We start from the raw sequence: 12,850 nt of genomic DNA, 5'->3' as shown, positions 1-12,850 counted from the left end.
AACTTTGCCGATTAATCATCGCTCACTTCGTTCCAAACAAAACCTTCGATGATTCGATTCGAAACCGACGAACCACGATAAACCTAAGGTGGGGGGCGGTCACGGAGTAGGCATGACAAACGGTGATGGATTCGATCCCCTCGGGGACGTGCGGGCGGTGTGCGACGTCGTCGATTCGACGCTCGGGCCGTTCGGTGCGAACAAACTCGTCGTAGAGGCGGACGGGACGGTCACGACGACGGCCGCCGGGTCCGCCGTTATCGAGAAACTGGACGTCTCGAATCCCTCGGTAGAACTCCTCCGTACGGGGGTCGAGGGATTTCACGAGGTACACGGGGACGGCGCGAGTTCGGTCGTGACGGTGCTCGGGGGTCTTCTCCGCGAGGCGAGTCGGCTGACGGAACTGGGGTGTCACCCGACGGTCATCGAACGGGGATATCGTGAGGCGATGACCGTGGCGGACGAGTACGTTGGGACGCATGCACGCCCCCTTTCGTCGGTCGGCGCGGAGGCCGTTGCGGCGACGGCGTTGACCGGGACGCGCGACCCCGCTATTCGCGACATGACCGCGTCCCTCATTACCGAGGCGGTCGATACCGTTCTCACTGCCACCGGCCCGCAGTCCGAAGTCGGTCGAAACGTGACGGTGGTCTCTCACGTCGGGGCGGCGTCAGCCGAATCGAAACTCGTTCCCGGCGTAATCGTCGATACGTCACCGGACGTCCGGTCGATGCCACGGGACGTCGGAGATGCCGGTGTCGCGGTGCTCTCCGGCAAGGTCGACGTTCCTCACGTCTCCGAACTGGACGGGTCCGAGCGCGCCTTCTCGGTGGACGGGTTCGAGACCCGTGCGGCCGTGGGTGACCGGGAGCACGCGTCGTTCATCGAAACGCTGGATCGCGTCGTCGACGCCGGATGTCGGGCGGTTTTCACGACCGGAGGGGTCAACGACCGCGTCGTCACCATGCTCGCCAACCGTGGTATCATCGCGTTCTCGGCGCTCGACGAAGCGGACGTCGCCCTCGTCGCGCGTGCGACGGGAGCGATGGTCGTCCCGTCGTTGGATGACGTTTCCCGGGAGACGCTCGGTGACGGTTCCGTCTCGGTAAACCGTCACGCGGGCCACGACATGGTTCACGTCCGGGCGGATACCTCCCCCGTCTACACGCTGTTCTGCCGCGCACCCGACCCTCGTTCGACCGATGCCTTCGAGCGGTCGGTCGAGGCCGCCGTCCACGCGACCGCCACCGCGCGGACGGACGGACGAATCGTCCCCGGAGCAGGGGCGGTCGAAGTCGGTGCGGCCCGAGCGATTCACGACCACGCACCGTCCGTCGCCGGGAAGGAACAACTCGCCGTCGAAGCGTTCGCGGACGGTCTGCTCGCGGTACCACGGGCGCTCGCTCGAAACGGTGGGTTGGATGGCTGGACGGCCATCGCTCGTCTCGTGGCGGCACACTCGACGGGCCGTGACGCAATCGGAGTGGACTCCACCCGTGGGGAGATACGGGACGTCCTCACCGAGAGTCCAGTCGCCGAACCCGTGACACACCGGAGAGCCGTTTGGAACACCGCCACCGACCTTGCAATCCGATTTCTGCGGGTCGACGAGCAAATTTTCGCCGGGGACCTCGACGACGGGAACACCCCCGTCGCCCCGCCTCGCTGATTACTCGTGCTCCGTTCGGGGGGTGAACTGTTCCTCATCGACGTTGGGAAAGAGCACTGCGTCGACGGTCAACAACTGTTCGGCGACGGCACGGGCGGTTTCGGTGGCCTGCGAAAAGATTCGACGCGGTTCGACGATACCCGTGTCGTAGGTGTTCACGGGGTCGCCCGTTTCCAAATCGAGGCCCAACGGAAGGGGGTCGTCCCCCGCGTGTGCGTTACGGAGTGCAGCGACGGCGTCGACGGAATCGAGTCCCGCGTTCCGCGCGAGTTCTTCCGGGATGGTTTCCAACGCGGCGGCGAACGCTTCGACGGCGAGTTGCTCCTTTCCGGAAACCGAACGGGCGAACCGCCGTAGGTCGACCGAAACGGCCGTCGCGGCGGCACCAGCGCCCGGAAGTAACTGCCGGTCGATGGCCGCCACGGAAGCGACTTCGAGGGCGTCTTCGATGGTGCGTTCCCGTTCGATTCTGGCCGTTTCCGTCTCGGTCCCAGCGATGAGCGTGTAGACTGGACCACTGCAGTCGTCGAAGACCGCCCACTTCTCGTCCTCGCGTACGAGTTCCGTGACCCGCCCCGCCGTCCCGAGGACGTCGCGCCCGATGTCCCCACTGTTGGAGACGACCCGTGCACCCGTCGCGCGTGCGAGGCGGTGGACGTCGGACTTCGGATACTGTGCCCGGTCCACGACGACGACTCCACGAGCCTCGAGTGCGCCGGCGACGGCGTCCTCGACTTCGTCCCGACAGACGAAGACGTCGACGTCGAGTTCGTCGATACGCTCTACGAACGCGCTCCGACGGTCGGCGAGTGCCCGGCGGTCGGCGGCGCGTTGGTCGGGGGAGACGGTGGACTCACGGAAGGACGTGGCGGCCTCGCCGAAGGCGGGTGCTTCGTCCATGATAGCGACCGTCGCGTCCGTGAGTTCACCCTCGACGGCCGGTTCCCAGTCGAACTCGACGTGAACGTCTTCGTGCTCACGGGCCGCGCCCGGGAGCCGTCGGAGGACGACCCCTCGATGGAGGCCGTCGGTCGCACCGGCGCCGACGACCACTGCGACGTCGTCCGTGTCAAACCAACTGCCATCGGCCGCGGTGGCGAGCGAGGCGACGGCTTCGGCGACGAGTTCCGCGTAGCGTTCGCGGGCGTCGTCGAGGTCCACGGTCATCGCGGTCGAGGCGATACGAGCGAAGGTGTCACGGTCCTCGGGAGTACACTCCCGTGCGAGCGTATCGAGGACCTCGCCGGTTCGCTGGGCCGCTATCGCGTACCCGACGACGATGCTACTCGGGTGGAGACCCTGCTCGATAAGGTCGAGGCCGCGACGGATGAGTTCGTTTGCGAGGAGAACCGCGGTCCCGGTACCGTCGCCGACCGACCGTTGCATCGAGTCGACACAGTCGACGAACAGGGCGGCGACGGGGTCGTTGAAACCGTCGCCTCGTTCGACCGCGGCGAGTATCTCCTCGGCGTTCCCGGTCAGTACCGCTTCCCGTTCCCCCTGTAGGTCGTGCGTCTCGACGAGTTTTTCGAGCCCGTACGGACCGATAGTGGAGCGGACGAGCGAAGCGACTTGCTCCGTGGTCCGGCGAACGTATTCACGTGCCTCTTCGTCTTGGAGCGACCATTCGCTCCTGTCGACGCCCTCGACACCGGGTTCGGTTCCATCGACATTCATTGACACGATTTTTGCAAGTGGAACGTATAAACTTGCCCACCGACTGCCGTTCAGCGGGACAACGACGGTGAGGTAGACACACCAGGTATTCAGACCGATGAAACGATGGCCCGATAGCACTCCTCGGCGCGTTCCCGGTCAACCTCCGAGAGGTCGACGAGCGGTTCGCGGACGGGGCCACCGTACTGTCCCACGAGGTCGAGACCGTACTTCACGGCCGGGACGTTGTTCGCGGAACCGAATCGATTGTTCGCGCCCGTCCCTTGCCGGAGGTCTTCGTAGGACCGAAGCCGGTCGCGGATTTCCGTCGCCCGGGACAAATCACCGTCTTCGAGCGCCTCCTGAAGGGCGAGCACTTGCTCGGGGACGAAGTTCCCAATACCTGTCGAGAATCCCTCGGCACCTTCGAGGGAGAACGACGGGGCGTACCGCTCGGCGATGCCGTTGATCCAGACGATGTCGCCGGGCGTCGTTTGCACGCCGTTCGAGAACGCGGCGATGTCGTCGACGGCGTACTTGACCGCGACGACGTTCCCACGGGCGGAGAGTTCACAGATGTGGTCGTGTGTGAGTTCCGGCCCACGTTTGTAGAGGACGACGCCGAGGTCCGTGTGGTCGGCGATAGCACGATAGTAATCGAGAACGCCCTCCTCGTGGACGTAGGTGTGGACGGGATGCATCACCATGATGGCGTCCGCTCCCGCGTCGGCGTACCGGTCGGCGAGCATCGTCGCATTCTTCGTGCTCCCGCCGACGCCACCGACGGTAGTCCCTGCTTCGCCGAAGGCGTCGGCGGTCGTTTCGACGACGGCAACCCGCTCTTCGTTGGAGAGGGAGTAGTACTCGCCCGTGTTCCCGCAGGGAACGATCACCTCCGCGCCCGCATCCCGGATGAATTCGACGTTCGACGCGAGTTCGTCGTATCTCACCGCCTCGCCGTCTTCGGTGAACGGTGTCGGATTGGTAAATGCGACGTTTCTGAGGTCCTGTCTCAGCGATTCATAGTCCATTGGTATCACGTGACGTACTATCAGGAAACTACAAAAAGACTTGCTTCCAGGAGCGGTCGTTTTCCCTCATCACTCCCGAAGCGAGGATTAATAGAACGGTACGTCAACATCCCACATATGCGTATCACAGACATGGAAGTTTTCCCGGTCGCACACCGGGAACCCCGTCTCCGAAACTCGTGGGGTGGCCATAGTGACGTCGCGGCACGAACGATACTCCGCCTCACGACGGCCGACGGGGAGGTCGGTATCGGTGAGACGTACGGGGACCAAAGTGACTCGCTCGAACACGTTCGCCAACTCGTCGAAGGAGCGAACCCCTTCGAGCGAAAACCCCTCGAACTCAAACTTCAAGACCCGATGGTCTACGGCGCGGTCGACACTGCCCTCTACGACCTCATCGGCCGCGCGCTGGACGAACCGGTGTACAACCTCCTCGGCGGAAAGGTCCGTGACGAGGTGGAGTTTTCGGGGTACCTCTTTTACAAACAGGAGGACTCGGACCCCGATTCGGCCGCCGTTGCTGGGTACGAGGTGTTGTCCGCGGAGGACATGGTCCGCGAGGCACGGGAGTTCGTCGAAACGGGCGGCTTCGAGACTCTGAAGGTGAAAGGTGGCGTCCTCGAACCGGACGAGGAGATTCGAACCCTCGAACTGTTGGCCGAGGAGTTCGGCGAGGATACGCCGCTCCGAATCGACCCGAACGGAACGTGGAGCGTCGAGACGACCGTCGATATTGCCCGTCGTTTGCGAGAGTCCGACCTCACCATCGAATTTCTCGAGGACCCCGTTCCGACCCTGAACGCCCATCAGCGATTGAAGGAGTACGTCGATTATCCCATCGCCACGAACATGTACGTCGTGGATTTCGACGAGATAGCACCCGCGGTTCGCCGGGAAGCCGTCGACGTCATTCTCTCTGACCACCACTACTGGGGCGGTCTGTCGGGGAACGTCGACCTGGACAGGGTCGCACGGACGTTCGACCTCGGTGTCGGGATGCATTCGAACTCCCACCTCGGCGTGAGCATGGCGGCGATGGCACACGTCGCGGCGGCCATGCCCACGCTACGATATGCCTGTGATTCCCATTATCCGTGGATGGCCGAGGACGTCATCGAGACTCCCCTTACGTTCGAAAACGGCTGCCTCACTCCCGAAGGTCCCGGTCTCGGCGTCGAACTGGACGAGGACAAACTGGAGCGAGCACGGCGGCGGTACGAGGAATCCGACCCGCTCGCGTACTCCAGCGTCGGTTCGATGGCCACCGAGTACGCGAGCGCGATGGACGACATCGGCCGGGGCGACTGGCTGCCGAACAAACCCCGGTGGTGATACCGTGCCAGCAGGGTTGATACGGCGTGCGAGCAGACAGGACGCGGCTATCGCGACGGCCGCCGCCGCCAACAAGGGCGGGTCCATCCTGATGGGAACGGTCATGGCCATCTATATCGGCCGCGTCGGGACCCCCTTCGACGTCAGTCTCGTTACGGCGACCTTCTTTTTCGGTCTGATGGTGTTCTCCCCGGTATGGGGTGCCGTCGCGGACGTTACGGGCCGTCGGCGAACGGTGTTGGTCCTCTCGGCGGCGTGTGCGGCCGTCGCAATTCTTCCATTGACGTTCGTCGGCGGTGTCGGGATATCGCTCGGCTTCCGCACCCTCTTCGCCATATTCGCGGCGGGCTTCTTGCCCGTAATGCTGACGGTCGTCAGCGAACGAGGCGGCGATTCGGGGCGTGGTCGGGCGGTGGGACTGTTCTCGAGCGCCGCCGCGGTGGGATTCATGCTCGGCCAGTTCACCTCCGGGGCGCTCATCGAACTGTTCCCCCGTTCGACCGTCTACCTCCTGCTCGCTGGCTTCGCAGGCGTCGTCGCCGTTGCCTGCCTCGCCGTCGAGGACCCGACTCCCGACAAAAGCCGTGAGGTGACACTCGGCCTCATCGCACAGAACACGCTCGGCCGACTCGTCCCGACCACGGGTATCGACCACCTGCAAACGAACGGCCTTCAGTGGCTGTACGTCGCCTCCTTCCTTCGAAGTGTAACCGTCCTCGGGATGACGAGCCTGCTTCCCGTCTATCTCGTCTCGAACGTGGGGGTCTCCCCGTTCGTGATGGGAGTTCTCCTCGCCATCAATCCGGCCGTCCAAATCGCCGGGATGTACCTGATGGGACGGCTCTCCGACCGCGTCGGTCGGAAGCGCCTCATCGTCTCCGGTCTCGTCGGGAGCGGCGGCTACACGCTCCTTCTCGGCCTCACGACGGTGCCGCAGGCGCTCTCGGAACAGGTGCTCGTCGCCGGACTCGGCCTGTTCTGTCTCGGTACTTCCTTTTCCGCGCTCCAGACGGGCATCATCTCCTTCATCGGGGACGTGGCCCCCACCGACCGCGAATCCGAACTCATCGGTCTCCGGTCGACGGCACGCGGTTTCGGCGGGGTCGTCGCTCCCCCGCTGTTCGGTTTCTCCGCGATGACGGTGGGTTTTCAAACGACGTTCCTCGCCGCGACCCTCCTTTCGTGGCTGGGCGCGGCGCTGGTGATTCGTTTCGTCTCCGAGAGCTACGAACCGACCGGTGCGACGGGGATGCCGGCCGTCGACTAACCGTCGGGGAAACCCCCGCCCGGAACGAATCCGAAGGCGAACGGAATCGTACCGCGGCGGAACAGTTATACCGTTCTCGTGGGTCGAACCGTTCGTAATGGTGCGAACGATACTGGTACTGAAGTCGGGGACGCACGGAATGCCCATCGAGGAGTACGCGGCAGCGATCAGTGAGCGAGTGCCGGCCGCCGAAGTCGACTTGGCGCGAACGCGCAGCGAGGAAATCGAGAAAATCCCCGACGCGACCGTCGTCACGAGCAAGCGAATCGACGACGAACTGCTGGCGAACGCGGAAAACATGCGGCTGTTCGCGTGCTATTCCGCCGGATACGAACACCTTCCCCTCACGGAACTCGAATCGCACGGTGTCGCGGTGACGAACGGGTCCGGAATCCACGCGCCGAACATGGCCGAACAGGTCCTCGGTAACTTGCTCGTGTTCACACGCCGACTCGACGAGGGATGGCGTCGACAACGGGACCGCCGGTGGGAGCACTACCAAGCCCACGAACTCAAGGGTGCGACCGTCACCGTCGTCGGGCTTGGTGCCATCGGACAGGCAATCGTCGAGCGGTTGGCACCGTTCGGGGTCGAGACCATCGGTGTACGATACACGCCCGCAAAAGGTGGTCCGACGGACGAGGTGGTCGGCTTCGACGGCCCCGAGTTCGAGTCTGCGCTCGCACGGACCGACTACGTGGTCCTCGCGTGCCCGCTCACGGAGACGACGGAGGGACTCATCGGTGCGGAGGAGTTCGACGTCCTCGCTCCGGACGCCGTCCTCGTCAACGTCGCCCGTGGGCCGGTCGTCGATACCGATGCGTTGCTCGACGCCGTGCGGAGTAACCAACTTCGCGGTGCGGCATTAGACGTCACCGACCCCGAACCGCTTCCCGAAGACCACCCGCTGTGGAACTTCGAGAACGTTCACATCACTCCCCACATGGCCGGACATACCCCGAAGTACTACGAGCGATGTGCCGATATTCTCGCACGCAACCTGGAGCGGGTGGACGAGACCGGGGAATACCGCGAGCTGGAAAATCAGGTGGCAGGATCCGAATAGTCGACCTAGCTACATTATCGCGCGGATGGGGAGTGAACGTCTGTGACGGGCCCATCGATTGAGTCCGTTGCCAGCGACTGTCCGCTGTCGGAGCGTGACGAAATATAGAAAATTTAAAATAAGAATATTTAGATATATTTCTAATATTATAGTATTGAGCAATAATTATATGAACAATCACTAAGAGTGTAATACTATGCCAAAGGGTAACGACGGCATTGGACGCAGAGAGATGATGAAGTATTCCACGCTCGCGAGCGCCGGACTGCTCGGGTCGTTCGCAGGATGTACCGACATGGGGGGCGGTGGAGGCAGCAGCGGTGGGTCGAAGGACTTCACGAAGAAGGCGAAGAAGATCGGCTTCGCCGACGACTGGCAGAAGCGTCGCATGACGTCGCTCGACGAGTGGAAGATCGGGGACCGAAAAGCGGTCCCTTCCGAAAAGAAGCTCACGAACAAACAGGCGTGGAAGGATTCGAAGTCGCTCAAATCCTCGCCGTACAAGCTCCCGGACGGGTGGGAGGACGTCGTCGGCGACGTCGGCGAACTCCAGATACTCAACTTCGGGTCGTTGAAGTACGACCCGGCGACGGTGGCGACCTACGCCCTGTTCGAGGACCGGTCGGGAATCACGCTCAACCCGCTCGAAATCGTGGTCGACCAGGCCATCCCGAAGGAGACGGCGTTCCTGCAAGCCGGGAAGGGGAAACCCGAGATGTTCGACGTGGTCATCACCGACTCGCTTTCGTCGTTCGTCTCCGGGAACAACCTCGAGTCGCTCGATGCACTGATGCCGAAGGACGAGATGTGGGAGCCGTATCAGCCGGTGATGAAGAGTTCGCTCAAGTACAAAGACCACCTCTATGCCGGTCCGACGTACTTGGAAGCCAGCCTCATCCACGTCCGCCCGGACCTCCTGAAGAAACAGGGGGTCCCCGAGAAATCGCGGAAAGCCATCCTCGACGGAACGTGGACGTGGGACGATTTGGAGGCCGCCATGAAGGCGTTCGAAGGCACCGGGACGTACGCGTGGGCCTATCGCGGGTCCTCACGCGTCTACACCATGCGGGACTTCATGAAGATGTTCTACCAGGCGGGCGGTCAGTTCATGGACGACAGCGGGAAAGTGACGGTGAACAGCAAGCCAGCCCAGGTCGCACTCGAAAAGATGGTCGAGTGGCACGACAAGGGATGGGTGCCGGACGAGGTGGTCAATTACGGACAGGGCGACTTGGCCGACGGTTTCCTCTCGGGTCAGTTCGCGATGGTTCCCGTGTACGGCGACCTCGTGCCCAAGGCGATGGCGAAGTTCAAAAAGGACGGCCAGTATACGCCGACGCTCAGCCCGAAAGGCGGGAAAGACGCGCCGAACCCGACTCGGGCGGGCATCGCGTCTCCCACCGGCCTCGGCATCAACGTGAACGCGCCGACGAAGAAGAAACTCGCCGCGATGCTCTATCTCGATACCCGACTCAGCCTCACGAGCCAGTGGTGGGAGTTCGTCGTCGAGGGCAACCAATCCTACTCCAAGGACGTCTACACGGAAGCGGCGAAGACCAACTCCGCGAACTACGCGGAGATCCGTGGCGAGCAGATGAAGTTGAACAAGGCGGAGGTCTTCCCGCAGGAACGGCCCATCAAACAACACGTGAGCCAGGAATGTCAGAAGGCCATCGCGGGTGACGTGTCCCCCAAGAAAGCGCTCGATAACGCACAGGACTACGTCGACAAGGTCCTCGGACAATAATCATCCAATGTCATATGAAACAGATACCGCGTTCGGCGAGCCCGATACGGCGTACGAGGAGGTGAAGTACCGTCTTTCCCAGTTCGTCAACGACCACATCCTCCTCGTCCTTTTGGGGCCGGCCCTGTTGGTCATCACGGCCATCTTCATCTATCCGGTACTCCAACTGTTCAGACAGTCGTTCTACCTGACCCTACCGGGCGTTCCGACGCGGTTCATCGGCCTCCAGAACTACACCGACATGCTCAGCAGGGACGAGTTCTGGACGTACTTTCGGCACACGTTGGTCTACTCGTTCGGGTCGCTCACACTGAGCCTCGGCGGGGGGCTCTGTGTCGCGCTGGCCATCAATCACGTCACCAACCAACGACTCCGAAACACCTACTCGACGGTGATGATGTTCGCGTGGGCAATCCCTATCGCCGTCGTTGCCCTCATCTGGAAGTGGATATTTACCGGCAACAAACTGGGCTTGATAAACATGGTCCTCATGGACCTCGGTATCCTCGACCAACCGTACGCGTGGTTGGCCCAGCATAACCTCGCAATGGCGATCGTGACGTTCACGGACGCGTGGGCTCGACTGCCGTTCGCGATGATCGTCCTGCTGGCCGGTTTGCAGTCCATTCCCAACCACATGTACGACGCGGCGAAGGTCGACGGGGCGACGACGTTCCAAACGTTTCGCGCCATCACGCTGCCGTACCTGCGGCCGTACGTCGCCATCGTCGCGCTGATGAACTGGATGTTCGCCTTCCGCGCGTTCGCCATCATATTCCCGCTGTCACGGGGCGGTCCCGGAACGCGGACGACGGTGTTCAGCCTCTACATCTATCGGGAAGGGATGATCAACTTCGACTACGGATACGCGTCGGCTATCGCGATGTTCATCATCCTCATCTCGTTGATCGTGGCCGTGATTTACGTCACGAAAATTATGGGAGGTGTTCAGGACTCATGAGTACGCCGAACGAAGGATACGAGCGAATCAGCTACGAGAGCAAACAGCGGTTCTGGGACGTCGTCGAGAGCCCGTATATCGTGCACCTCGTGCTTGCGCTCGCGGTGTTGAGCGTCATCGTTCCCCTGTTCTGGGAGCTACTCACGTCGTTCAAGACGAACGGCGCGGTGTACAATCTCCACTACCTTCCGCGCAATCCGACGTTGAACTCGTACTACGAGGTCCTCATCGGCCAACAGTACTGGAAGGCGCTACTGAACAGTCTCATCATTTCGACGGCGACGACGGCAGTCGTGATGGTCCTCGCCACCCCGGCGGGGTACGCGTTCAGCCGCTATCGGTTCCGTGGCGACAACATCATCTTCATCGGGGTGTTGTTCTCGCGACTGTTCCCGCCCATCGGCCTCGTCGTTCCCTACTACCAGATAATGTCGTGGGGAGGGTTGCTGAACACGCTGCCGGGAATCATCATCGCCCAGATTTACCTCTGGTTGCCGTTGATGATTTACATCATGCGGAACTTCTTCATGTCCATCCCGCCCGCGTTGGACGAGTCGGCGCGGGTGGACGGCTGTACGAAGTTCCAAGCGTTCTGGAAGATAGCGTTGCCGCTCGCGGCCCCCGGTGTCGCCGCGTGCGCCATCCTCACCTTCCTCTACTCGTGGCGGGAGTTCCTCTTCTCGCTCATCGTGACGACGGACTTGCAATCCATGCCGATTTCCGTCGCCGTTTTCAAATTCGTCGGCGACGTTTCGGTTCAGTGGGCGGGCCTCGCCGCCGCGAGCATCGTCGCCGTTCTTCCGACCATCCTCATCGTCCTGTTCTTCCAGCGCTACATCGTGAGCGGCCTGACAGCGGGGGCGTTGAAGGAATGATCGAACAGACAACGAGCCACAAACGAACGGAGCCAACAGAATGAGCGAAAGCGAATCCGAAAACACGGCACGACAGAGTATCGACAACGAACCGAGCGACGACCACAACGTCCGAATCGACGAGTTCACGAAGGTGTACCGGTCCGGTGGCGAGGACGTCGTCGCGGTCGAAAACCTCAACATCGATATCCGCCGCGGTGAGTTCCTCGTGTTCGTCGGCCCGTCGGGATGTGGGAAGACCACCACCCTCCGAACCGTCGCCGGATTGGAGGAAGCCACCGAAGGCCGCATCTGGATCGAGGGGGACGACGTCACCGGGAAGGACCCCCGGGAGCGGGGTATCGCGATGGTGTTCCAGAACTACGCGCTCTACCCACACATGACGGTTCGGGAGAACATGTCGTTCCCGCTTCGCATCCGGAACTACCCCGACGACGAAGTGGACACTCGGGTCGAGGAGGCCGCCGCCCTCCTCTCCATCGACGACCTGCTCGAGCGCAAGCCGAGCGAACTCTCCGGCGGCCAACAACAACGTGTCGCGTTGGGTCGTGCCATCGTCCGCGAACCCTCGGTGTTCCTGATGGACGAACCGCTATCGAACCTCGACGCGAAACTCCGCGTTCAGATGCGGACGGAACTGAACGAGATTCACAAGCGCGTCGGAAAGACGACCATCTACGTGACGCACGACCAAGCGGAGGCGATGACGCTCGGCGACCGCGTCGTCGTGTTGAACGACGGCGAACTCCAACAGATAGGACCGCCACAGCACCTCTATGACAACCCCACGAACCAGTTCGTCGCGGGTTTCATCGGTGAACCCCCGATGAACTTCATCCCGGTGGACCTCCGTGAGACGGAAAACGGGTACGAGATACACGCCGACGGCCTGTTTACCCTCGACCTGCCCGAGCAGCACGTTCGTGCCGTGGACGCGTGGGACGGGCCGCTCCACTCCGTCACCCTCGGCATCCGACCCGAGGACCTCCACGACGCGGAATCCGACGGCCAGCGTCACGGGGAGACCTTCGAGGCGTTCGTCAAAGTCGTCGAGCCGATGGGGTCCGATAAGTTCCTCACGCTCACGCCGCCCGATGGCGGCATCGAGTTCACGGCTCGCGTCGTCCCCAACAGCAACGCCGTTGAGGACGCCACCATCTCCCTCTCACCGAACCTGGACAAGATACACCTCTTCGACGACGACACCGGGCAGAACATCACGTCGCAGTAGACGGCTCGCCCC

Annotated in this window: 10 protein-coding genes; 8 read left to right on the top strand and 2 right to left on the bottom strand. The window is 62.4% G+C overall.

The genetic code is table 11. From position 1 onward, the window contains the following. The first annotated feature begins 112 nt into the window (after positions 1 to 112). Entirely contained in the window at positions 113 to 1,669 is a 1,557-nt protein-coding gene (locus AC1XDK_RS15580) for a TCP-1/cpn60 chaperonin family protein (RefSeq protein ID WP_483350833.1), read from the top strand. Here AC1XDK_RS15580 and AC1XDK_RS15575 read toward each other — a convergent pair whose 3' ends face one another. Together AC1XDK_RS15575 and AC1XDK_RS15570 are read right to left on the bottom strand one after the other, a co-directional pair. Beyond that, entirely contained in the window at positions 1,670 to 3,346 is a 1,677-nt protein-coding gene (locus AC1XDK_RS15575) for a TCP-1/cpn60 chaperonin family protein (RefSeq protein ID WP_483350832.1), read from the bottom strand. It abuts the gene before it with no gap. 89 nt (positions 3,347 to 3,435) lie between these two features. Continuing rightward, the gene (locus AC1XDK_RS15570) at positions 3,436 to 4,356 is read right to left on the bottom strand and encodes a dihydrodipicolinate synthase family protein (protein WP_483350830.1); all 921 of its coding nucleotides are present in this window, start codon (positions 4,354 to 4,356) and stop codon (positions 3,436 to 3,438) included. Positions 4,357 to 4,473: 117 nt separating this feature from the next. On the opposite strand from AC1XDK_RS15570, the gene AC1XDK_RS15565 reads away from it, so the two are divergent. The 7 genes from AC1XDK_RS15565 (at position 4,474) to AC1XDK_RS15535 (ending at position 12,838) form a co-directional block, all read left to right on the top strand. Beyond that, on the top strand, positions 4,474 to 5,691 hold the full coding sequence (locus AC1XDK_RS15565; protein WP_483350829.1) for an enolase C-terminal domain-like protein: 1,218 nt from the start codon (positions 4,474 to 4,476) through the stop codon (positions 5,689 to 5,691). Positions 5,692 to 5,695: 4 nt separating this feature from the next. Next, a complete protein-coding gene (locus AC1XDK_RS15560; RefSeq protein ID WP_483350828.1) occupies positions 5,696 to 6,958 on the top strand; it encodes an MFS transporter in 1,263 nt (420 codons plus the stop codon). A gap of 97 nt (positions 6,959 to 7,055) precedes the next feature. Then, a complete protein-coding gene (locus tag AC1XDK_RS15555) occupies positions 7,056 to 8,024 on the top strand; it encodes a D-2-hydroxyacid dehydrogenase (RefSeq protein WP_483350826.1) in 969 nt (322 codons plus the stop codon). 196 nt (positions 8,025 to 8,220) lie between these two features. Further along, on the top strand, positions 8,221 to 9,771 hold the full coding sequence (locus AC1XDK_RS15550; protein WP_483350825.1) for an ABC transporter substrate-binding protein: 1,551 nt from the start codon (positions 8,221 to 8,223) through the stop codon (positions 9,769 to 9,771). 7 nt (positions 9,772 to 9,778) lie between these two features. Next, positions 9,779 to 10,732, top strand: a complete 954-nt coding sequence (locus AC1XDK_RS15545) for a carbohydrate ABC transporter permease (protein WP_483350824.1) — start codon at positions 9,779 to 9,781, stop codon at positions 10,730 to 10,732. Continuing rightward, positions 10,729 to 11,607 (top strand): carbohydrate ABC transporter permease, encoded by an 879-nt coding sequence (locus tag AC1XDK_RS15540; RefSeq protein ID WP_483350822.1) that lies wholly within the window; start codon positions 10,729 to 10,731, stop codon positions 11,605 to 11,607. Before AC1XDK_RS15545 ends, AC1XDK_RS15540 begins: the two co-directional genes overlap by 4 nt. 40 nt (positions 11,608 to 11,647) lie before the next feature. Continuing rightward, positions 11,648 to 12,838, top strand: coding sequence for an ABC transporter ATP-binding protein (locus AC1XDK_RS15535; RefSeq protein WP_483350821.1), 1,191 nt, complete (start codon positions 11,648 to 11,650; stop codon positions 12,836 to 12,838). The last annotated feature ends 12 nt before the right edge of the window (positions 12,839 to 12,850 follow it).

The sequence above is a fragment of the Haladaptatus sp. HS23 genome, assembly GCF_056892285.1.
This window is presented reverse-complemented; position numbering and strand designations above follow the sequence as displayed.

What these genes read in the sequence shown, in the direction of transcription:
- AC1XDK_RS15580 (WP_483350833.1), top strand. Translation starts at nt 113, where the DNA reads ATGACAAACGGTGATGGATTCGATCCCCTCGGGGACGTGCGGGCGGTG.
- AC1XDK_RS15575 (WP_483350832.1), bottom strand. Translation starts at nt 3,346, where the DNA reads ATGAATGTCGATGGAACCGAACCCGGTGTCGAGGGCGTCGACAGGAGC.
- AC1XDK_RS15570 (WP_483350830.1), bottom strand. Translation starts at nt 4,356, where the DNA reads ATGGACTATGAATCGCTGAGACAGGACCTCAGAAACGTCGCATTTACC.
- AC1XDK_RS15565 (WP_483350829.1), top strand. Translation starts at nt 4,474, where the DNA reads ATGCGTATCACAGACATGGAAGTTTTCCCGGTCGCACACCGGGAACCC.
- AC1XDK_RS15555 (WP_483350826.1), top strand. Translation starts at nt 7,056, where the DNA reads ATGGTGCGAACGATACTGGTACTGAAGTCGGGGACGCACGGAATGCCC.
- AC1XDK_RS15550 (WP_483350825.1), top strand. Translation starts at nt 8,221, where the DNA reads ATGCCAAAGGGTAACGACGGCATTGGACGCAGAGAGATGATGAAGTAT.
- AC1XDK_RS15545 (WP_483350824.1), top strand. Translation starts at nt 9,779, where the DNA reads ATGTCATATGAAACAGATACCGCGTTCGGCGAGCCCGATACGGCGTAC.
- AC1XDK_RS15540 (WP_483350822.1), top strand. Translation starts at nt 10,729, where the DNA reads ATGAGTACGCCGAACGAAGGATACGAGCGAATCAGCTACGAGAGCAAA.
- AC1XDK_RS15535 (WP_483350821.1), top strand. Translation starts at nt 11,648, where the DNA reads ATGAGCGAAAGCGAATCCGAAAACACGGCACGACAGAGTATCGACAAC.